This is a genomic window from Ignavibacteriota bacterium (assembly GCA_013285405.1).
Taxonomy (GTDB): Bacteria; Bacteroidota; Ignavibacteria; order Ignavibacteriales; family Ignavibacteriaceae; genus IGN2.
In genome coordinates, this window is sequence record CP053446.1 from 2793868 (window position 1) to 2816123 (window position 22256).

The 22256-nt window shown below is 35.6% G+C and carries 15 protein-coding genes and 1 tRNA gene; 14 read left to right on the forward strand and 2 right to left on the reverse strand.

Translation table 11 applies throughout. The features are described from left to right. Positions 1-4 precede the first annotated feature (4 nt). Positions 5-1330 carry a T9SS type A sorting domain-containing protein gene (locus tag HND39_12225; protein QKJ96983.1) on the forward strand — a complete coding sequence of 442 codons (1326 nt, stop codon included), beginning with the start codon at positions 5-7 and terminating at the stop codon, positions 1328-1330. Between the two features lie 170 nt (positions 1331-1500). Beyond that, a complete protein-coding gene (locus HND39_12230) occupies positions 1501-5334 on the forward strand; it encodes a T9SS type A sorting domain-containing protein (GenBank protein QKJ96984.1) in 3834 nt (1277 codons plus the stop codon). 387 nt (positions 5335-5721) lie between these two features. Here HND39_12230 and HND39_12235 read toward each other — a convergent pair whose 3' ends face one another. Then, entirely contained in the window at positions 5722-6483 is a 762-nt protein-coding gene (locus HND39_12235) for an RNA methyltransferase (GenBank protein ID QKJ96985.1), read from the reverse strand. Beyond that, on the reverse strand, positions 6480-6821 hold the full coding sequence (locus HND39_12240; GenBank protein ID QKJ96986.1) for a DUF971 domain-containing protein: 342 nt from the start codon (positions 6819-6821) through the stop codon (positions 6480-6482). Before HND39_12240 ends, HND39_12235 begins: the two co-directional genes overlap by 4 nt. A gap of 165 nt (positions 6822-6986) precedes the next feature. Between HND39_12240 and HND39_12245 the strand changes: the two genes are divergently transcribed. From HND39_12245 to HND39_12300, 12 genes are all read left to right on the forward strand, one after another. Further along, a complete protein-coding gene (locus tag HND39_12245) occupies positions 6987-8309 on the forward strand; it encodes an HlyC/CorC family transporter (protein ID QKJ96987.1) in 1323 nt (440 codons plus the stop codon). 18 nt (positions 8310-8327) lie between these two features. Then, a complete protein-coding gene (locus HND39_12250) occupies positions 8328-8924 on the forward strand; it encodes a hypothetical protein (protein QKJ96988.1) in 597 nt (198 codons plus the stop codon). Positions 8925-8992: 68 nt separating this feature from the next. After that, a tRNA-Thr gene (locus HND39_12255) sits at positions 8993-9065 on the forward strand. Positions 9066-10379: 1314 nt separating this feature from the next. Further along, positions 10380-10559, forward strand: a complete 180-nt coding sequence (locus HND39_12260) for a hypothetical protein (protein QKJ96989.1) — start codon at positions 10380-10382, stop codon at positions 10557-10559. 627 nt (positions 10560-11186) lie between these two features. Next, positions 11187-12758 carry an OmpA family protein gene (locus tag HND39_12265; protein ID QKJ96990.1) on the forward strand — a complete coding sequence of 524 codons (1572 nt, stop codon included), beginning with the start codon at positions 11187-11189 and terminating at the stop codon, positions 12756-12758. Between the two features lie 166 nt (positions 12759-12924). Next, a complete protein-coding gene (locus HND39_12270; protein QKJ96991.1) occupies positions 12925-14016 on the forward strand; it encodes a M20/M25/M40 family metallo-hydrolase in 1092 nt (363 codons plus the stop codon). A gap of 8 nt (positions 14017-14024) precedes the next feature. Further along, positions 14025-14885, forward strand: coding sequence for a cyanophycinase (locus HND39_12275; GenBank protein QKJ96992.1), 861 nt, complete (start codon positions 14025-14027; stop codon positions 14883-14885). Further along, entirely contained in the window at positions 14882-16294 is a 1413-nt protein-coding gene (yfcC, locus tag HND39_12280) for a putative basic amino acid antiporter YfcC (protein ID QKJ96993.1), read from the forward strand. The genes HND39_12275 and yfcC overlap by 4 nt, the downstream gene beginning before the upstream one ends. Before the next feature lie 47 nt (positions 16295-16341). Then, entirely contained in the window at positions 16342-17469 is a 1128-nt protein-coding gene (locus tag HND39_12285; GenBank protein QKJ96994.1) for a T9SS type A sorting domain-containing protein, read from the forward strand. A gap of 15 nt (positions 17470-17484) precedes the next feature. Beyond that, on the forward strand, positions 17485-18858 hold the full coding sequence (locus HND39_12290) for a T9SS type A sorting domain-containing protein (protein QKJ96995.1): 1374 nt from the start codon (positions 17485-17487) through the stop codon (positions 18856-18858). Between the two features lie 52 nt (positions 18859-18910). Beyond that, entirely contained in the window at positions 18911-19774 is an 864-nt protein-coding gene (locus HND39_12295; protein QKJ96996.1) for a MurR/RpiR family transcriptional regulator, read from the forward strand. Positions 19775-19776: 2 nt separating this feature from the next. Continuing rightward, a complete protein-coding gene (locus HND39_12300) occupies positions 19777-22236 on the forward strand; it encodes a TonB-dependent receptor (GenBank protein QKJ96997.1) in 2460 nt (819 codons plus the stop codon). The last annotated feature ends 20 nt before the right edge of the window (positions 22237-22256 follow it).

The window sequence follows — 22256 nt, forward strand, 5'->3', positions numbered from 1 at the left end:
TAAAATGAAAACAATACATTATTTAATCATAGCGTTGTTTTTAACAGAAATAGTTTTTGCTCAGAGCATAGTAATAGGTACCGGGTCGGTATTAGACATTGGCACTGGCTCTGATGTTTGTGCAGGTGTTTATGGAAATATTCAAGGCACAGTTACAGGAAATGGAACGCAGTGTGGTCAATCCCTTCAGCAAACATTTCAATTGACTGTTGCTGTTTCAAATGGCTGGAATATGGTATCTGTACCAGGTTTGCATCCGATTAACCAGAACGTGGATACCTGGTGGGCATTCAGAGATTTGTCTGCAAACGTATTTAAGTACGCAACTGGTTATCAAACAGTAACAGACGTAACACCGGGAATTGGATACTGGATGAAACACGCAGGAAACAGAACATACAACACAGGAGATGAATGGCCTGCAGGAGGAATACAAATAGTTACACACGATCCTGTAACAGCAGCAGCAGGATGGAATATGATTGGCGGATATGAATTGAGTGTAACAGCTTCACTTGTGTCAACCAATCCACCTGGATTACAGAGCGGACCAATTTATAAATATTCAAGTGGATATTCAGTTGCAACAACACTCGATCCGGGATATGGTTACTGGATAAAGCTGACGGGTGCAGGTCAGATAATAATACCTGAGTCATTGTCAAAAGAGGACAAACAAAAAGAATTTTTCCCTGATAGCTGGGGAAAGATACTTCTGACAGATGCGGAAGGCAGGCATTATACTTTGTATGCAATTAAAGAAGACTCACCAGATAAAGGGAATAGAGTTGACTTAGCGCAATATGAACTTCCGCCATCACCGCCATCGGGAATGTTTGACATAAGATATGGAAGCGGAAGAATAGCAGAAGATATAAACAGTTCAACGAAAACAATAGATATGTCCGGAGTAACATATCCTTTAACGGTAAGAGTAGAAAACATTGATTTAAGATTTCAGGATGAAACTGGAAAAAATATCAACTCTGTATTGAAATCGGGCGAAAGTTTGGAGATAACAAATCCGCTGGTAAATAAATTGAATGTAACAAAAGATATATTACCCAAAGAATATACTCTTGAACAGAACTATCCTAATCCGTTTAATCCAACTACAACGATTCAGTTTTCAGTACCCAAACAAACTCAATTAAAAATAAACATATACAATACACTTGGTGAACTTGTTGCAACAATAGCAGATGGAATGTATCAAGCCGGATATTATAAAATAATGTTCGATGCAAGTAAACTCTCAAGCGGAACTTACATTTATCGTCTGGAAAGCAGCGACTTCGTTGAGGTTAAAAAAATGATTCTTATCAAATAGAAAGGAATAAATAAAAATGGAAAAAACGTATAATCAAATAAAGAAGAGAGAGAATTGTCTCATTTGTCGCAACCATTATCGTGTTTATTGTCGGCTTATCAGTTATGATGATAACGCTTGAAATAATCAGTTCACTCTAATCAAATATAAATATATAGGAGAAAAGAAGAATGAAATTAAGATTTACAATTCCTGTTGTTCTAATCTTTATAGCCGGATTATCTTTTGCACAGCAAAAATCTTATAAAGATAAACAGATGATAATTACACCTGATGGTAAATTACTATTACGCGCAGACGGAAGTATTATTTCTCAGGATTATAAAAAAGAAATTACCAACCAAATTCAATCGTTTAATGATGCCCCAATCGGTACACCTTTTAGCTGGGATGGAAATCTTGGTTTTTCTGCAGCCGGTCCGGATTATAATGTTCGGGCAATTGCAGTATCGGGTTCTGATGTTTTTGTTGGAGGAAGTTTCGTTGATGCGATAGCAGATGCAAATGCTGACCATATTGTTCGTTATAATCAGAAAAACAATACATGGCAATCACTTGGAACAGGATTAAACAACACCGTGCACGCAATAGCAGTTTCAGGAAATGATGTTTATGTTGGAGGCGAATTTACTGATGCAGGCGGAAATTTAAATGCAGATTATATCGCCCGCTGGGACGGAAGTAGTTGGAATGCACTTGGAACCGGATTAAATGATGTTGTTTATGCAATAGCAATTAGCAATAATAACGTTTTCGTTGGTGGAGATTTTACAAGTGCCGGAGGAAATTTTGAAGCAGATTATATTGTCGAATGGAACGGCACTTCCTGGGATCCAATGGGGCAATTAGATGGTTCTGTTTATGCGCTTTGTCCTTACGGATCCTCAGTTTTTGTGGGAGGAGCTTTCACTTCTTCCAGCGATGCAACAGCTGATTATTTTGCAATGTATGATGGCACTGATTGGGGCAGCCTTGGAGGTAGTTTAAATAACAAAGTATATGCAATTGCCGTTTCAGATAATAATTTATATATAGGCGGTGCTTTCACAAATGCTGATGGGCATCCAAATGCTGATGCGATTGCGCGTTTTGATTTGTCGAGTTTTTCCGGTTGGGATGCATTAGGCACTGGCTTAATAACAAATGAGTATCCGGATTTTTCGGTAAGATCATTAGCAGTCTCAGGTGATGATTTATATGCTGGTGGATACTTTTACAGCCCATACAATTCAACTTTTACATATACTGCTCAATGGAACGGAACGACTTGGAATTCTCTCAGCAGTAATGTTGGGAGGTGTGAAGCCCTTGCACTTTCCGGTACAGATTTATTTGTTGGTACCGTGTACGGTCTTATGAGATGGTTCGGTGCTTACGCTGAAGGTTTGTACAGTGGTGTTCAAAGTCCTCATACTCATGGGACAGGGTTTTTAGAATTCAATACCTTAAATGATTCAACATCAATTAGTATTGAACTTAATTCTGGTAGTGGTCTTACAGGTGTATTTAATGTTTTTTGTTATGAAAATAAACCGGTAAACGCTGATGGTTCGATACTTCCAATTGCTAATCATCGCTGGATAATTCAACAAAAGGGAATTCCAGACGATCAGATTGCAGGCAACATAAGAATTAAAATTGTTGATTTGCCGGATAGCAGTGGAATAATATATCCGGGTAACAGTGGTATAGGTATTTTTCATCGCCTTACACCTGGTCGTGGTCAATTTACTGATTTAACGCCCTGGACGGACTATGATTATAATACTGGTGAGTACGTTACTTCTTTTTCAGGTACAGGTGAATTTTCAATTGGTTTACAAAGTACCATTGATGGATTAATTGATAACGATGAGTATGGTTTTCATATCGAAGGACAGAATATGATTACAAGTGATGGCAAAACATGGTATATGAAATCTGATGATTATTTTTTCTATATCGGTATTAGTAATTATACAAACAGTTCTGAGGCTATAAATTTTTATCTGGATAATTCAGGCATTTACCCGGTTAATTACCCTGACAATGATTTAGGAACGATTACCGGTTCACCTGAAGAAGGAATTAACTCCAATCTTCCTTTCAGAGCTGATTTTTTTGCGTATATAAAACCAAGTTATGATGAATATAAATATGCTAATCAGTTTGGAGGATGGGGCCTAATTAATAGTGCTACTAATAGTTTTGTAAAAAATTACAGCGATCCAAATAATGTTTTTGAATTTGCAATCCCATTATCGAGCTTACCTGTTTCAACAAATCAGTCTAATATTCCTTTAGAATATTATAATTGGCTTGGATTCATCACAAACACTGTTTCAATTTCTTCACGAGTTCCATCGAATATTAATCCTTCGGGGATTGCAAACGATCTGGTATGGTATTATCAATCTTCAATCTATAATTCTTCTCCATTTACTGATAATAGCTATACACATATAGGTCCTTCAATACCAGCAATGGGAAGCTTTAATTGCAAGGATTTTACTTTTTACTCACCAGGGAAAGCTATTGACAGAACAAGCGGTGTGTGGAATATAGATGGTGATTTATGGATGTATGATGGAATACTGACATTTCAGAACAGTGATTCAGTGAATACTGCTTCATTTATGATGGGAGGTGGAACAACAAACTTCTCTTACGGTTCCTCCGATGCACCGTTATTTATAGAATATAATCTTTGGCAGTGGGAATTGGGAGGTACAATTAATATAAACAGCGGGCATTATCTGACATTTGTTACACCACCATTTGGAGGTAGTGGTATTTTCGATAGTCGGGAGGTTTTTCAGAATATTAGAATTAATAATCCCGGCGGAGTGCATCTCCAGAACGATATGAAAATAAAAGAATCTCTCAATTTGTTGAACGGAAATATTCAGACAATTACGTATGATACCTTTTATGTTATTTTAGATACGAATGCTGTTTTCAACAGCAGTGGTGGATTTATCAATGGTGGATTAGTTAAATATATACCGCTTTCACCAGGTCCAAATGGAGGAGATTCACCGGATAATCTCATAACCACTTTCTCGATGGGAACTCAGAACGGTCCTTCGCCGGTTACAATTGATTTCAGTAGTGTAACTTCACCCGGCAAATTAATAGTTGAAGTTTATCAGAATAACCACCCAAACACAGTTGATTCTTCTGAAGCATTGAATCGTTTCTGGAGGATTACCAAAGATAATAGTCTTACATTTACAACTGCGAACATAACTTTTGGTTATCAGCCTGAAGATTTTAATGGTGTTACTTTTGTTGAAGCAAATGATGAAGCAGCTATGGTTGTAGGTAAGTATGATGCTGGCAGCTGGTCGTTCCCAAATATTTCTTCACGCGTACCAGGCGGCAGTAATGATGGTGGATCAATATCTGTTTCCGGTATTACTTCCTTTTCGGATTTTACTTTCGCAAAAGATCCATCTGCTTTGCCTGTTGAACTTGAGTCGTTCACTGCAAAAGCTTCGGGGAAAACAATTCTTTTAAATTGGCAAACCAAAACTGAAGTAAATAATTTTGGTTTCAATGTCGAACGAAGAATAAATGAAGGAGAATGGAATTTCATTAAATTCATCGAAGGACACGGTAACTCAAATTCACCAAAGGAGTACAACTACACGGATAAAGACCTGTTTGCTAACGGAAGTAAATTTCAATACAGGCTGAAGCAAATAGATACAGATGGTCAATTTGAATATTCAGATATTGTTGAAGTCGAGGTAGTCCCGACACAATATGATCTGTCACAAAACTATCCAAATCCATTTAACCCAACTACTACAATCAGATTTTCATTGCCGCAGGCAGCGCAGCTAAAAATTAATTTATACAATATGCTCGGTGAACTGGTAAAAACTTTAGCTAACGGGACTTTTGAAATCGGATATCATAAAATCGTAGTTGATGCGTCAGACCTTCCGAGCGGAACTTACATTTATCGTTTAGAGAGCAGTGAGTTCGTTCAGGTGAAAAAGATGATACTGCTCAAATAACAAAAATGACGGAAAATTTTTAATTAAAATAAATTCGTGGAAATGTATATGAAGAGAACATATCAACAGATAAAGAAGAAAGAAAAAATATTAAACATTACTTATAGTACGATATTTTTCCTTGTTGGTTTTGCCATTATGATTGCCATAATGAGCTTTATCACTTCAATCTGATAAAATCAGAAATCGTAAACTGAGTTGAGCAAACAATTCCTCAGGTCTGGAGACCTGAGTTACGAGTTGAGAAATGAATTCTCGCGCAGCAGAGTTCTCCTGAACTGTGCAAACGTTACAGAGGACTTGAGTCGTGTGTAATGAGAGGTAAAATATTAGAAGTAAAATATTAAAGGAGTCTTTTCGGATAAAGGCGGTCATCGATCGCCTTTTTTATTTTGTCAACTGGGCGAGCAGTACAGCAGATGCTGAAGCAACATTCAGCGATTCTGCGTCCCCGATTTTTGGGATACAGATTTTTTTATCACTGATTTTCTCAAACTCTTTTGATGGTCCGTGAGATTCACTCGAAAGTATTAAAATTTTTTGTCTATCACTTTTGTAAGTAAAAACATTTTCGCCTTCAATATCCGCGCACAAAATTTCACACCCTGCTGCTTTAAGTGAAGTCAGATGATCGGCTAAAATATTTTCAAAAATATTAACGTGAAAAACAGAACCCATTGATGAGCGGATAACTTTTGGATTTGTGAAGTCAACTATGTTGTCACTTAACAAAATATTTTTTACTCCGAACCAATCACAAGTTCTCAAAATTGTTCCAAGATTGCCGGGGTCGGAAATATTATCGAGCATCACAATTAATTTTTCATTTGAAAGTAATTCCGGTGAAAATTCCAGTTCAGATTTTGCAAATACCGCTGCAATCCCTTGTGGAGTTTTTGTATCCGAAATTTTTTCAAACTCTTTTTGTTTTAACGAAATAATTTTCGTTCTGACATTGCTTAATTCTGAAATTACATCGTCATCCTCATCAGCAAACTTGTGAGTGATGAAAATGATTTCACAATTATAACTGCTGTTTAATCCTTCTGATACAGATTTCTTTCCTTCAACAATAAATTTCTTTTCAGATTTGCGATGCTTTTTTGTCAGAAGCGAAGAATAATATTGGAGTTCATTTTTGGAGATCATAGAAGAGTATCATAGTCCTGCTTCTTTTCGGATGCCTGACCTTTGTCTAATTCCTGTAAATATTCATAAGTATAAATACCTGTATTATGTCCGTCTTTCCATGTAATCTGGATAGCGTACTCACCGACCACCTCAATATTCTTAATCAAATACATTTCGGGTGTTATCATTTTTTTTACCGGTGAACGATATGTTTTAAGAAGCACTGTTTCGCCTTTACAGGTTGCACATGGACATTCATCTCTTAAATATTTAAGATCAATCAAGCTAATGCTTTCATCTTCCCACAATATTTCAAGAAAGGATTTATCTTTCAGTTTAATTGTTCTTGGTATCATTATTTCTCCGAAACTATCATTTTTGAACAATCAATTTTAACCAAATAGAGATTAGCATTCAATTAGTCTTATATTATTAATCACAGCTTATTTATCTTTAACCGTGAAAAATGAATATATTCTAATCTTCATTGAAGATGATCATCATCCCGATTCGATAAAAAAATGAGTTTATACATAGTTGAATTAGTCGTTTTTATCATTTCAGTTTTCTTTGCCGGATTGATTACAGCCGGAGAGATTGCGCTGTCATCTTTCGGTGAGAACAAAATAGATGAACTTAAAGAAAGAGGAGATAATATCTGGCAAAAATTCCAGATAGTTCACAAAAACCCCGAACCTTATTACGGAACAATTCACTTATTGTATTTAATATTTATTATTTCATCAGTAGTATTTGGATTTCTTCTTAGTGCTAAACTGATTAACCCCGATATTACGGAGCCAACAGTAGGTTTTTATGATAATTCATTTCGTTTAATTATTTCTTTTGTTTTAACGATTGTAACGATTGCTTCTCTGCTGACAATATTCAGCTATCTGATTCCAAAAGCACTAGGATTCAAGTATTCGAATTTTTTGGGAAGAATATTTGTAGTTACACTTATCCCGGTGTCGAAGTTATTCATTGTTCCTGCAAGACTTTTGAATAAAATTAGTGATATCATTCTTCTTCCTTTCAAAGAAAGAACAAACTTTGCGCAGACAAAACCATCTGAAGATGAAATACTGGATATAATTGCTGACGGAGTTAAATCGGGAGCGATAGATGAGAAGGAGGAAGAAATAATTCAGAACATAATCGAATTTAATGATTTGAAAGCCGGTGAAGTAATGGTTCCCCGTACTGAAATGATTTCAATAGATATTAATGAATCTGATGAAACATTATTGAAAGGAATAATTTTAAAAGGTCACACACTAATTCCGGTTTATGAAGATTCAATTGACAATATTGTTGGAATACTACATAGTAAAGATGTAATAAAACTTCTGATTGAATCAGGTTCAATCTCTTCCATAAAAAATTTAATACGACCGGCTTATTTTATTCCTGAAACAAAATTGATCTCTGAAATTCTTACAGAGATGCAGCAGCGCGGCGAAAGACTTGCAATTGTATCTGATGAATATGGCGGAACTGAAGGTGTTATTACCATTGAAGATATTCTTGAAGAAATAGTCGGCGAAATAAAGAACGATTCAATCACAGAACAAAAAGAATATTATAAATTTCCTGATAACAAATATTTTGTTCTTGGTTCAATGCAGATTACAGATTTTAATGAAGTGTTTAATCTTTCTCTTCCTGAGTCTGACGAGTACAATACAATTGCCGGATTTATTGCAGAGCAATCAGGTAAAATTTTAAGCTTGAACGAAACAGTTGAATACGAAAATGTAAAATTTGAATTGATAAAAAAGATCAGGCAGAAGATGGTGCAGTTCAAAATTTATTCTGAAGTCAAAGAGTTCAAAGAAAAATAAATTGATAAATAATATTCGATGAAAAAATTTCTTATACTGACAGTATTAATAGTTTCGGTTCTTGTATTCGTATTCTATCCGGAAAAAACTATTACCTATCCGGCAGGTATTACAGCACCGGATCAGCCACAGCAGGTTAATTTTCTTGAAGCAAAAGTGTGGAGTAAAGATGGATTCAATTTTAAAGCCTTAGCAGAGTACAAATTAAAAGCCCGGGTACTTAGCCGGAATAATTTTTCTACAGGCAAAGAAAGCGAAATATCTCCATTCGACTTAGCACTTGGTTGGGGCTCAATGTCTGATCAAAAAATAATTGATGAAATTGATATTTCACAAAGCAATAGATGGTATCATTGGAATGCTGAAGCTTTACCGATTCCGTCAAGAGAAATTAGTTTGAATAGTGCAAACGTTCACATTATTCCGAAAGATGAAATTGTTGAAGAAAAATTTGATAATGTTTACAAGGGAAGTTTAATTGAAATGAAAGGATTTCTTGTTGAGATAACAACAACTGATGGCTGGCGATGGAAAAGTTCGATGAAAAGAGATGATACAGGTGGTGGAAGCTGCGAGTTGTTCTGGGTCGAAGAACTAACTGTTCTCGATAAATAAAAAATATTACAGAGATTTATTCTTGTTTAGATTAGTAGAAAATGATATTTTTGGCACACAAAAAATAAGCTGGTGTAGCTCAGCTGGTAGAGCAGCTGATTTGTAATCAGCCGGTCGGCGGTTCGAATCCGTTCACCAGCTCTCAAAACCTCGAAAATAAAAAAAGTTTTCGAGGTTATTTTTTTTAAATTGTAAACGAAATCTCTTGGCGGTTCTTCCGGAGGAATCCCTTTGGGAGAATCCGTTCACCAGCTCCCAAAACCTCGAAAACAAAAAAGTTTTCGGGGTTTTTTATTTTAATTGGTAAATATAACCAGTCGGCGGTTCTTCCGAAGGAATCCCTATGGGAGAATCCGTTCACCAGCTCTCAAAACCTCGAAAATAAAAAAAGTTTTCGGGGTTTTTATTTTAATTGGTAAACATAACCATTCGGCGGTTCTTCCGAAGGAATCCCTATGGGAGAATCCGTTCACCAGCTCTCAAAACCTCGAAAATAAAAAAAGTTTTCGAGGTTATTTTTTTTAAATTGTAAACGAAATCTCTTGGCGGTTCTTCCGGAGGAATCCCTTTGGGAGAATCCGTTCACCAGCTCCCAAAACCTCGAAAATAAAAAAAGTTTTCGAGGTTATTTTTTTTAAATTGTAAACGAAATCTCTTGGCGGTTCTTCCGGAGGAATCCCTTTGGGAGAATCCGTTCACCAGCTCCCAAAACCTCGAAAATAAAAAAAGTTTTCGGGGTTTTTATTTTAATTGGTAAACATAACCATTCGGCGGTTCTTCCGAAGGAATCCCTTTGGGAGAATCCGTTCACCAGCTCTCAAAACCTCGAAAATAAAAAAAGTTTTCGAGGTTATTTTTTTTTAAATTGTAAACGAAATCTCTTGGCGGTTCTTCCGAAGGAATCCCTTTGGGAGATTCCGTTCACCAGCTCTCAAAACCTCGAAAATAAAAAAAGTTTTCGGGGTTATTTTTTTTAAATTGTAAACGAAATCTCTTGGCGGTTCTTCCGGAGGAATCCCTTTGGGAGAATCCGTTCACCAGCTCCCAAAACCTCGAAAATAAAAAAAGTTTTCGAGGTTATTTTTTAAATTGTAAACGAAATCTCTTGGCGGTTCTTCCGAAGGAATCCCTTTGGGAGAATCCGTTCACCAGCTCCCAAAACCTCGAAAATAAAAAAAGTTTTCGAGGTTATTTTTTTTTAAATTGTAAACGAAATCTCTTGGCGGTTCTTCCGAAGGAATCCCTTTGGGAGATTCCGTTCACCAGCTCTCAAAACCTCGAAAATAAAAAAAGTTTTCGGGGTTATTTTTTTTAAATTGTAAACGAAATCTCTTGGCGGTTCTTCCGGAGGAATCCCTTTGGGAGAATCCGTTCACCAGCTCTTAGAAACCCTCTCAGGACGAGAGGGTTTTTTAATTTCAAATTAGAAAATACCAGAAATTGTTTTATGAATAATTGGTTTGTGTCTTCTCCCGGCTTAATCCATACCTGGGAAATAAATTAAAAGGAGGTGAACTATTTGATCTGAGTGAATCTCCACTTGCCTATAAAAATATTGATGAAGTCATTGAAGCGGAATTAGATCTATTCAAACCACTTGTTAAATTGAGACCGCAGGGTGTTGTTAAAAGATAATGCTTTGATGCAGTTTATTAGTGTTTGTAGATTATTTGCAATGAAATACCGACCACAAAAACTGATAAAGTTTTTGGTGGTCGGATATTAATATCTTAAGTATTTTTTAGCTTAATGCAAAAATGATTAGGCTTGCACCCACACCGGAACCAACATAAGTTGTTTCCAGAAATACTAAGCAAAGAATCATAGCAAGTTTCATTTATACTCCAATCTTAATTTGCCTCACTTGGAATGATAAAAGAAAGTGCTCCTCTTTTAAGAGCAAATTGAATTATTTATTTGCGAGGGAATTATCAGGAAGTTTATGACACACTTTCAAAAATTTGCCCTCTTGCTGTCAGCTAATTAAAAAAATATTTTTAGATTGTCAAGTAGAAAATTGAATAAAATTAAAAAAAATCCTTCACCAGGACCACTTGCTCATTGACTATCCCAGATTTGTTTCCCAGTAAAACTTGTCGTCAAATTAGATAATTTTGCTTACAATTAGCTTAATGATTAATTTTGAATTGGTAAAAAAGTAGTTAAAATTTGAAGAATAACTGAATAAATATATCTTTAGTAATGGCATTTTAATTGTCATAAACACATTTTCTAAATAATCTCATAAAATATGGTGGTATAATGAAAAGCATATTTAATAATACAAATTGGACAGTGTTCATCATTCTTGTCCTGTTTTTTTCATCAATGTCTTTTGCCCAGTTTAATGATTACACAGCAAAAATCGGATTACAATTTAATGGGCTTCTTTCTGACACAGAATTTGACAAGGATCTTAAACCAGCCGACGCCGATTTCAAATTCTCATATCTTGCAAGAGCTTTTTGCAGATTTGAATTCTTTACACCTGTACTGGAAACTGAAATAGGTGCTGGATTTGGTCAATTGAGAGGAGTTGATTTTAATAATCAGGAATGGAATACAAATGTAATTCCAATAGATCTTAGATTTATTTTATCGCCATTTGATATGGATGTTTGGGATCCGTTTATTTATGGTGGTGCTGGTGGATTATATTTTGATAATGATAAAAAGCCTACTACTGTTGAACCAGAAAATATGCCAGAAAAAGAAAAAGCCTGGACAGCATTCTTCCCCGTTGGTGGTGGTTTTGATGTGGCTGTCTCGGATGCAGTTCTTCTGGATTTTTCTGCAGGCTACACTTTCACACGTAACGATGATATAAACGGCTACAACAATAAACAAAATAACAAAGAAGAAGCTTATGATGGTTACTACAATGCAGGTATCGGATTAATTTTTGTAAGTGGAAGCGGTTCATCCGATAAAGATGGTGATGGACTTACAAAAAGTGAGGAAAAAGAACTTGGAACAGATCCAAATAATCCGGATACAGACGGTGATGGTTTAAAAGATGGTGAAGAAGTTAGAACCTATATGACGAACCCGCTCAATACAGATACAGATGGTGATGGTTTACTTGATGGTGAAGAGGTTAGAACCTATTCGACGAGCCCTGTTAAAGCTGATACAGATGGTGATGGTTTGTCTGATAATTTAGAAATTAAAACATACAATACAGATCCTCTGAAAGCTGATACAGATGGTGATGGTTTATCAGATGGTGACGAAATTAGTAAATATAAAACTGACCCTCTGAAAGTTGATACTGATAATGATACTCTTTCTGATAGTGATGAAATTAATCTTTACAAGACCGATCCGTTAAATCCAGATACTGACTCTGACGGATTAAAAGATGGTGAAGAAGTTAATATGTACAGGACTGATCCTCTCAAAGCAGATACAGATGGCGGAACAATTGATGATTTCACTGAGGTTAACAGAGGTACTAATCCATTAAATCCTGATGATGATGTTGTGAAGATTAACGTACCAATTGTTCTTGAAGGAATTACCTTTGAAACAGGTAAAGCAGACATTACACCAGAATCGGAATCTGTTCTGCAAGGTGCACTGAAAACATTACAAACTTATCCTGATATTATAGTTGAAATAAGTGGTCATACAGATAATGTTGGAAGCAGTGCAAGCAATCAGACGTTATCACAGAGACGTGCTGATGCAGTGAGAGCATGGCTTATAATTAAAGGTATAAACCCTGACAGATTGATAGCAAAAGGATACGGTGAAGATAATCCTCGGGTACCAAATGACACTGCAGAAAATAGGAGACTGAACAGAAGGATCGAGTTCAAACGAATCAGATAAAAGAAGAAAATAACTAAGTAAAAACCCCTCAGTTGCGAGGGGTTTTTTATTTTAATAGTATTTTTAACTAAAATATTTTTGATTCACTGCTTGACTCTAATTATTTTTTTGTTATTTTATGTAATAAAATTTTCATTTCTAATAATAGATGTAATACTATTTTCAAATGAACACGGATTATCTCATAGATTTATTCATTCGCATCGCAAAAATTGATGCTCTTTCCGGAAATGAAAAACCCCTTGCTGAGTTCATAAAATCTTTTCTTTCTAAGTTTAATTACAACATATCTGAAGACGATTCAAAATTATTTTCAGGAAGCAATACCGGTAACCTGATTTGCAAAATTGGCGAAGGTGGCAGCTTTATTATGACTGCTCATCTGGATACTGCGCGACCAACTTTGAATATCAAACCAAAAATTCTGGAGGATAAAATTGTTTCTTCCGGAGATACAGTACTTGGAGTTGATAATAGAGCGGGTGTAACAGTGCTTTTATTTTTACTTGAAAAAATTGCAAAGGAAAAAATACCCGTCAAAGATTTTACAGTTGTTTTTACTACTTGTGAGGAGACTACACTATTTGGTTCAAAATATTTGGGGGTAAATGGAAATATTAAATACGGTTTTGTATTTGATTCAGGTTACAGACCCGGAAATTTCATTTATTCAGCTTGTGGTGCGATGGGATTTAAAATGAAAGTAATTGGCAAAGCTTCTCATTCCGGAATTTCACCTGAGAAAGGAATAAATTCATTATTAATTGCATCAAGAGCAATAAATAATCTTCCACTTGGTAGAATTGATGATGAATCAACAATGAATATAGGCATACTAAAGGGCGGAAGTGCTGTAAATGTAATTCCTGAAATCACTGAACTCAATGGTGAAATAAGATCTTTCGATTTGCAGAAAGTTGAACATTATTTAAACGTTACTATTGCCGCATTTAGAAAAGAAGCAGATATTCTTGGTGGAAAAATTGAAGTCGAATCGTTTTGGGATTTTAAACCATATACAATTCCAGAGAATTCATTTGTCTTCAAAGAGATTGTCAGAGTCATGAAGCAAGTTGGATTAAACCCAATTCCAAAAATTTCACTCGGCGGCAGTGATGCAAATTCATTAAATGAAAAAGGTATTCAATCTGTAAATCTTGGAATTGGCGCACAAAATCCACATTCAAATGATGAGTTTATTTTTATTGAAGACCTCGTTAAATCTGCTGAAATAGCTCTTGAATTGGTTAAAAAATAAGAGGATGCATGAAAAAAACTTTACTGTACACCTTCATTTTCATATCAATAATTAGTATAGTGGTTTGTTCACAGAACAAAGGTCACCTTGTAATAATTGGTGGCGGTGATAAACCATCCTATCTTATGCAAAAAATTGTTGATTTTGCTGGCGGAATAAATTCTAAAATTATTGTCATTCCTAATGCGAGTTCTGAACCTGAAGAATCAGCCAAATACAATGTAGAGGAATTTAAGAGTCTCGGTTGTTCAGATGTGCAGTACATCATGTTCAACAGGGAAGATGCAGATAATGATTCACTTGTTGATAAACTATCCGGAGCAACAGGAATATTTTTCTCCGGTGGTGATCAAAGTTTTTTAACGCGTGATATGCTTGGAACGAAGTTATTAGATAAAGTTTATGAGATCTACAACAATGGCGGTGTCATTAGCGGAACAAGCGCCGGTGCTGCTGTAATGAGTGAATTGATGATTACCGGTAATGAATTAATTAATAAAGATTCATCTGACATATTCATTTCAATTCAAAAAAATAATGTTGAAGTAAAAGAAGGATTTGGATTCATTAAGACTGCCTTTATCGATCAGCATTTTATAAAACGAAAAAGACTTAATCGTTCAATAAGTGTGGTACTTGAAAATCCGGATTTGCCAGGAATTTGCATTGATGAATCCACCTGCATCATTGTATATCCTGATGATACTTTTGAAGTTCTTGGTGAAAACCAGGTGATTGTTTTGGATGCAGCCGGATGTGAAAATATCAGAACTGACAAAAATGGAAATCTCGGAGCTGAGAATTTAAAGATGCATATACTTTTAAGCGGAGATAAATTCGATTTCAAAACGAAAGAAGTGATTGAATGAAATCCGCAGAAAAAAAATTCAGGCTGAAAGTCCCGAACACTTATTTGCTGATTTTTTCTCTGTTAGTTGTGATTGCTGCGATGACATGGATTATTCCTGGTGGTGAATATGAACGAACGATCGTAAACGGCAGGGAAGTAGTTGTTCAGAATTCATTCAAATATGTTGAGAACGAACCTCAGGGTTTATTTTCAATTTTTATCGCACCTTTAAAAGGATTTGTAGAAGCAGGAATGATTATTGGATTTATTCTTCTTGTAGGCGGTGCATTCAACGTACTTGCAAAAACAGATGCCATCAATTCCTTTATTAATAAGCTTGCAAAAGCGCACCGCAATTCGAATACACTCAGAAAACTTTTCGTACCGGTTTTAATTTTTATGTTCTCAATCGGAGGCGCAACATTTGGAATGAATGAGGAAATTATTCCGTTCGTTTTAATAATCGTTCCGATTTGTCTTGCACTTGGTTACGATTCGATTATCGGTGTGGCAATTCCTTTAGTTGGGGCTCATGTTGGTTTTGCAAGTGCTTTTCTCAATCCATTTAATGTTGGAATTGCACAGGGTATTGCTGATGTTCCAATCTTTTCAGGTATTGGTTATCGTGTTATTTGCTGGCTGATTTCAACTTTTGTCGCGATCTTATTTATACTTTATTATTTAAGGCGATTAGAGAAAAATCCAAAAGCAAGTCCGACTTATATTCAGGATGAAGAGCGAAGAAAGACAGAACACTTTGATCATATCTATAATAACACTTCTCATTTTTCTTTAAGACATAAAATAGTACTGCTGACATTTGTGTTATCTCTTATTATGCTCGTTGTTGGTGTTATTGAATTCAAATGGTTTATAGAAGAAATTTCTGCAATGTTTTTTATAATGGGAATTGCAGTCGGAATTATGGGCGGTTTGAAAAGCGATGATATCATTAAAGGTTTTCTTGATGGAGCAAAGGATTTAGTCGGAACTGCAATCATAGTTGCGCTAGCAAGAGCGACACTTGTAATTTCAAGAGATGGACAGATTATTGATACCATTTTGTACGGACTTTCGCCGTTTATAGAATCTTCATCTCCAATTTTTGCGTCACAAAAAATGTTTATAGTTCAGGCAATAATTAATTTCTTTGTACATTCAGGAAGCGGACAAGCTGCACTTACAATGCCCATTATGGCGCCGCTTGCTGATCTTGCAAATGTATCAAGACAAACAGCAATACTTGCTTTTCAATTCGGTGAATACACAAATATAATTATCCCTACTTCTGCTGTTACTATGGGTGCATTATCAATGGCTCGTGTTCCGTGGGAAAGATGGGCGAAGTGGGTTATACCTTTACAAATAATTTTAATGTTACTTGGACTTTTGCTTTTAATTCCGCCAAACTTAATGGGCTGGCAATGATCTTCTTAAATAATAAAATATTCAATCACAAATAAAAGAGGTGTGCTATGAAAAAAATGTTCCTAATCGGTGCATTGGTTTTATTAAGTCTAATTTGTTTTAATAAACCAACATACTCACAGGTTGATTTATATCTGGATGAGATAAATGTTTATGTTTCTACATACGGAAGGATTGCAGTGTATTCTTTACCAGATACAGTTCGTCAAATTTATCAGGCAACAATACTTGTTGGTACCGGTCCAACCACAGTTTTTGATTTGCAGAATGATGTTGAAGTCGAAGATCCTGTTCAATTATTATCAACTCCTTCATACGGAGATTATGAGATATATGGTAGTTTCAATAATGATTACTCTGCAAACCCTCCTAACGTACTGGAAAGGATAAATGTTTATTGCTGGCAGAATATGAATTCGTTTTTGATCAAATTTACAGTTATTAATCGGGAAGCAAACTCAATTGATGCGATTGTTGGTTACGAGTATGTTCCTGAAGTAGAAGGATCAAATGGCGGCGAAGATACGGTTACATTTTCTGTTCTCGATAATATTATACGAGTTAGGAAGCATGAATCAGTTGGTTTTCTACCTTTATCTGAAAATCTTAAATCGCTCGGTGCTTTTGTATGGTATGATGAATATTGGTTGGGGGACACAACGCTCTACAATTGGTTAAGCTATAGTTCTTTTGATTCATTATTTATTACCGATCCGAATGATCCTAACGTAGATAGTCCCACATTAATTCCTGCTTATAATTCCGTAAATATTGCACCTGGAGATTCAATAGTTCAATATGTTGCTATTTCATACGGTGTTAATGAGACAGCGATGTTAGCTAGCCTGCAACAAGCTCAGCAAAAATATTATGAATTAACTTCTGTTGAAGCAGACTATAAGACAATACCTGATGGATATGTACTCGAACAAAATTATCCGAATCCGTTTAATCCATCAACAAAAATAAAGTTCGGAGTTCCGGAAGCTTCTAACGTAACCTTGAAAATATTCAACACACTCGGTGAAAAAGTTGCAGAACTTGTAAATGAATATCTTGACGCAGGTACTTATACCTATAATTTCGATGCATCTCAGCTTCCATCTGGAATTTATGTTTATACATTGCAGACGGGTAAACAAGTAATTTCAAAGAAGATGACGTTAATCAAATAATCAGGAGTTAAAAAAATGAAAACTAAATATTTTTTATTAGTTATTTTTTTTGTTTCTATGCTTTGCATTGACCTTTCATCACAAAGTTTTTACACAGGAAATATTGGAGTGACTTTAAGTAATTTTGGAAGAATACGTGTTTTTTCTGATAATTTAGTCACCTGGCAAATTGATAGAGGTTCACTTCTAGTTGGTGTTAATCCAACCGCTGTGTTTGACTATACTCAGGATGCTGGAACAGTTACACCAGCGAGTACGGTTTCTTCACCATCATTAAGCGATTTTGAAGTAACAGGAACAATTGATAACTCTGATTCAAATTTACCACCTGAGATAACAGCTATAATTAATATATATGGATGGACGAACGGTGCGTACCTTTTGGTAAAAATGAATGTTAAAAATGATGATGTTTCAGGTGTCAGTGCTATTATGGGCGGGGAGATTATTTCTTCTGTCGATGATACATATGAAAACGATGTCATTCAATACAATGCTGGTTCTCAAACCGTATTGATGAATGAAACTAATTGGGTTGGATGGAAACTGTTTTCTCCAACCACAACGTCGTTTAATGTAATTGACTGGGTTTCTGGTTATGCAAACGATGCTTCATTTTATTCCTGGTTAACTCAAAATAGCTTCGATCCACCGTTAACTTCTACTGTAGATGGTGCAGTTGCTGTTCAGGGTTCTGCGCCGATTAATTTAGGACCAGGAGCATCATACAACTTTTATTTTGGAATATCTTTGGGAACAGATCAAACATCCTGCTTAAACAATATGAATGCTTGCGAAATCAAGTATAATCAAATTGTCCCGGTTGAATTAACATCTTTTAAAGCAACAGCAAATGGTAATTCAGTTCAGTTAGATTGGTCAACTGCAACTGAAATAAACAATGCCGGATTCGAAATTCAGAGAAAGACATCTTCTGATCCGGATTGGGCTGCGATTGGTTTTGAAGAAGGAAGAGGTACAATAACTGAAGTTCAATATTATTCTTATGTTGACGATATAACTCATCTTCAAAGTGGGAATGTAAGTTATCGACTGAAACAAATTGATTTCGGCGGCACATTTAGTTTCAGCGATGTAGTGAATGTTGAAATAGATCCTTTGCCAAACCAATTTGAACTTTTGCAGAATTACCCAAATCCTTTCAATCCAAATACAAAAATTACTTTCAGTGTACCTGAAAAATCCAATATCATACTGAAAGTATTCAATACATTAGGTGAGGAAGTTGCAGAATTGGTAAATGAAAATCTTGAGGCAGGGATCCACACTCAAAATTTCAATGCTTCAGAATTACCATCCGGTATTTATTTATATACCTTGCAAACAGGTGATCAATTAATTTCAAAAAAAATGACGTTAATTAAGTAGGAAAATTTCGTAGCACAGATTAAAAGTCTGTGCTACATTCTTGTTTATTTGTATGGAACGATATAAAGAAATAACCGAAAAAATAAAAAGTAAGTACAACTCACTTCCAAAAAATCATCGGAAGATTGCTGACTATTTTATCAACAATTTTGACAGGATTCCATTTTTAAATGTGCAGGAATTGTCAGAGTCAACCGGTGTAAGTGTCGCATCGATTGTAAGATTTGCTCAACGTTCTGGTTTTAAAGGGTTCAGCGAACTACGGGATTCGGTTGCAGAATCTTTTCAGGAAGGTTTGAAGAATAAAGAAATTTTTCCGCTTCTTAAAAAACGGAAAGATGAAGATGATTTACTGACTCAGGTAGCAAACCTCGATATAAAAAATATTAATGACACGCTTAACCTGATAGAGCAAAAATCTTTTAATTACATTATCGATAGAATTCTGTTTGCAGACAGAGTGATGACAGGTGGTCTTGGAATTTCATACTTGCTTGCAGAAATACTTGCTTACCAGTTAACACAAGTCGGAATTGATTCAAGCCCATTAAAGCATACGCATACACTTTTTCACGAAAGCGTACTTTTTCTTAAATCTAAAGATATCCTGATCCTGTTTTCATTTCCGCCATACTCAAAAGAAACGGTTGATCTTGCAAGATTTGCAGAAGAAAGAAAAATAGACGTAATTGCAATAACAAATAAACCAGCGTCTCCAATTACTTTTTATTCAAGAGCTAATCTGATTGTGGAAAGCCGTAACATGCTTTTTACAAATTCGTTTGCTGCTATTTCCGTTTTGATAAATGCTATCGCAACCGCATGTGCAGTTAAAGATAAAGTGCGTGCAAAGAAAATCTTAAAAGAATCGGGCGAAATTGCTATTAGCCAAAATCTGATTATTAGCGGGAGTTAAATATGAAAAAATTTTTACTATTACTATTAATCTCAGGCCATGTTATTTATGCTGGTACAACCGGTAAACTTTCAGGCTCAGTAAAAGATTCACAGACAGGAGAACCGTTAGTTGGTGCCAACATTATAATTGTAGGAACTGAATTTGGTGCCGCAACTAATCTGGATGGAAATTTTGTAATTCTCAACATTCCACCCGGCAGTTACTCAGTAAAAGTAAGTTACATCGGATATCAGGTAAGTCTTTTCAATGATTTACAAATAATAGTTGACCAGACAACACAATTACCTGCTGAGTTAACTCCTGAATCAATTCAAGTTGAAGAAGTTATTGTTACAGCAACTACACCCATGATTCAGAGAGATGTTACGAGCAGTGTTTCCGTTATCCGGAGAGATCAAATCGAAGCACTTCCCGTTTCCACTTTTACTGATCTACTTTCACTTCAGGCTGGAGTTGTTGAAACCGGAAGTAATAATTTACACATAAGAGGAGGTCGATCTAATGAAGTTGCATATCTCGTTGATGGAGTCTATGTGAAAGATCCACTTCTTGGCGGATTAAGTCTTGAGATTAGTAATGATGCTATTCAGGAAATGAGTTTACTTAGCGGAACATTTAATGCTGAATATGGTAATGCACTCAGTGGCGTAGTCAACATAGTAACAAGAGATGGCGATGAGAATTTCTCAGCAAAGGTCGAAGCAAGAACCAGTGAGTTTGGAATTGACAGATATTCTGAACTTCATGAATCAAGAGTTAACGGAAGTCTCAGCGGTCCGTTCTTTCTGAATAAATTAACTTTTTTTGTTTCAGGTGAAATGGATAATCGCGGAAGTTATCTGCCTTTTGGCTATAACAAATTAAGTTCAATTTTTACTAAGTTAACATTAACCTCAATACCTCTTGTTAAAATCTCAGTACAAAACAGAGGAAGCAAAGGAAACAATCAAAACTATAGTCACTCTTATAAATATATTCCTGAACGATATCTGAAAGTTAATACTGATAGCTGGCAAAGCTCGCTAACTTTTACTCATACAGCAGCTAACAATTTTTTCTACGATATAAGAGCTTCATATTTTAACCAGGGATACTATTCAGGACTTCATAAGGACACATCAGATTATTTACCTACTGGTCAATGGGAATATTTCAGTGAGTATGGAGATGGATTTGAATTTTACAAAAAAGCAGATCCAGTTGAACTATGGGATAGCCGGACAGTAACTGCAGATACTAAAATTGATGCAGTCTGGCAGATCGATGAAATAAATGAAGTTAAAGCCGGTGCTCAGTTCCAGCAGCATTGGCTGGATTTGTTCTATGTTTACGATCCGCAAAGAAATTTCCCTTATTATAATGATTACAATACTGAACCTTTCGAACTTGCTGCCTATTTACAGGATAAAATCGAATTACCATATCTTGTACTGAACCTGGGATTGAGGTGGGATTATTCAAATGCTAATGTAACATTCAGAAAAGACCCGCTTAATCCAAACACAATTATTACCGCAGATTCAAGATCACAGTTCTCTCCGAGAATCGGAATTGCACATCCAATTTCAGACAGAACAAAACTTCATTTTGCATACGGTCATTTTTTCCAGATTCCTGAATTTCAATATCTCTTTGAAAATAATCAATATGATTTAAATGTGAGAGAGCCCTTGTTCGGTCAGCCTGATCTTGATGCGGAAAGAACAATCTCTTACGAAGTTGGAGTTTCTCATCAGTTCTCCGATCGGGTTGCAGCACACATCAGTGCATATTATAAAGATATTACCGGATTAATAGGAACACGGTACTATTTTCCATTTGTTGATGGAAGATACACTGGTTACACTCTTTATGTGAATGACGATTATGCAAACGTTAAAGGATTTGAATTTACTCTTGACGTGAGACCTGACAGATATTTCTCGGCAGGACTGACTTACACATATATGGTTGCAAAAGGCAGTGCATCTTCTGAACAGGAACAATACCCGGGAACCTCGGAATCCACACAATTATATTATCTTGATTTTGACAGAACTCACGTACTCAATGCCTCAGCTACTTATCAAATCCCGGATGAGGAAGGACCGAAAGTTTTCGGTGTCCCGATTTTTGAGAATATTGATCTAAGTCTGATTATCAAAGCAAGTTCCGGCGCACCTTACACTCCATCAGGAAGAGATGTTGGATATGTTGAAAAAAATTCTCTTCGGCAACCGGGCGTTTACAGTATTGATATGATTCTTGGCAAATCATTCTTCATTTATGAAAAACTCGAGATGAGAATATTTACTGAAATTTATAATCTGACCGATCATAGAAATATTCGATATATTTATCCTGATACAGGCGATCCGGATTTTACATTTGAAGGTGGTTATTCTACTGAGTATATGCAGGATCCTTCTAATTATGGTCCGCCGAGAGTAATTCGGTTGGGTGCTTCAATCAGGTTTTAATTGTTTATCAATGGAATTGG

Bases quoted from the DNA above. Each gene is read 5' to 3' on its own strand.
- HND39_12225 (QKJ96983.1), top strand. From the start codon at position 5: ATGAAAACAATACATTATTTAATCATAGCGTTGTTTTTAACAGAAATA.
- HND39_12230 (QKJ96984.1), top strand. From the start codon at position 1,501: ATGAAATTAAGATTTACAATTCCTGTTGTTCTAATCTTTATAGCCGGA.
- HND39_12235 (QKJ96985.1), bottom strand. From the start codon at position 6,483: ATGATCTCCAAAAATGAACTCCAATATTATTCTTCGCTTCTGACAAAA.
- HND39_12240 (QKJ96986.1), bottom strand. From the start codon at position 6,821: ATGATACCAAGAACAATTAAACTGAAAGATAAATCCTTTCTTGAAATA.
- HND39_12245 (QKJ96987.1), top strand. From the start codon at position 6,987: ATGAGTTTATACATAGTTGAATTAGTCGTTTTTATCATTTCAGTTTTC.
- HND39_12250 (QKJ96988.1), top strand. From the start codon at position 8,328: ATGAAAAAATTTCTTATACTGACAGTATTAATAGTTTCGGTTCTTGTA.
- HND39_12265 (QKJ96990.1), top strand. From the start codon at position 11,187: ATGAAAAGCATATTTAATAATACAAATTGGACAGTGTTCATCATTCTT.
- HND39_12270 (QKJ96991.1), top strand. From the start codon at position 12,925: ATGAACACGGATTATCTCATAGATTTATTCATTCGCATCGCAAAAATT.
- HND39_12275 (QKJ96992.1), top strand. From the start codon at position 14,025: ATGAAAAAAACTTTACTGTACACCTTCATTTTCATATCAATAATTAGT.
- yfcC (QKJ96993.1), top strand. From the start codon at position 14,882: ATGAAATCCGCAGAAAAAAAATTCAGGCTGAAAGTCCCGAACACTTAT.
- HND39_12285 (QKJ96994.1), top strand. From the start codon at position 16,342: ATGAAAAAAATGTTCCTAATCGGTGCATTGGTTTTATTAAGTCTAATT.
- HND39_12290 (QKJ96995.1), top strand. From the start codon at position 17,485: ATGAAAACTAAATATTTTTTATTAGTTATTTTTTTTGTTTCTATGCTT.
- HND39_12295 (QKJ96996.1), top strand. From the start codon at position 18,911: ATGGAACGATATAAAGAAATAACCGAAAAAATAAAAAGTAAGTACAAC.
- HND39_12300 (QKJ96997.1), top strand. From the start codon at position 19,777: ATGAAAAAATTTTTACTATTACTATTAATCTCAGGCCATGTTATTTAT.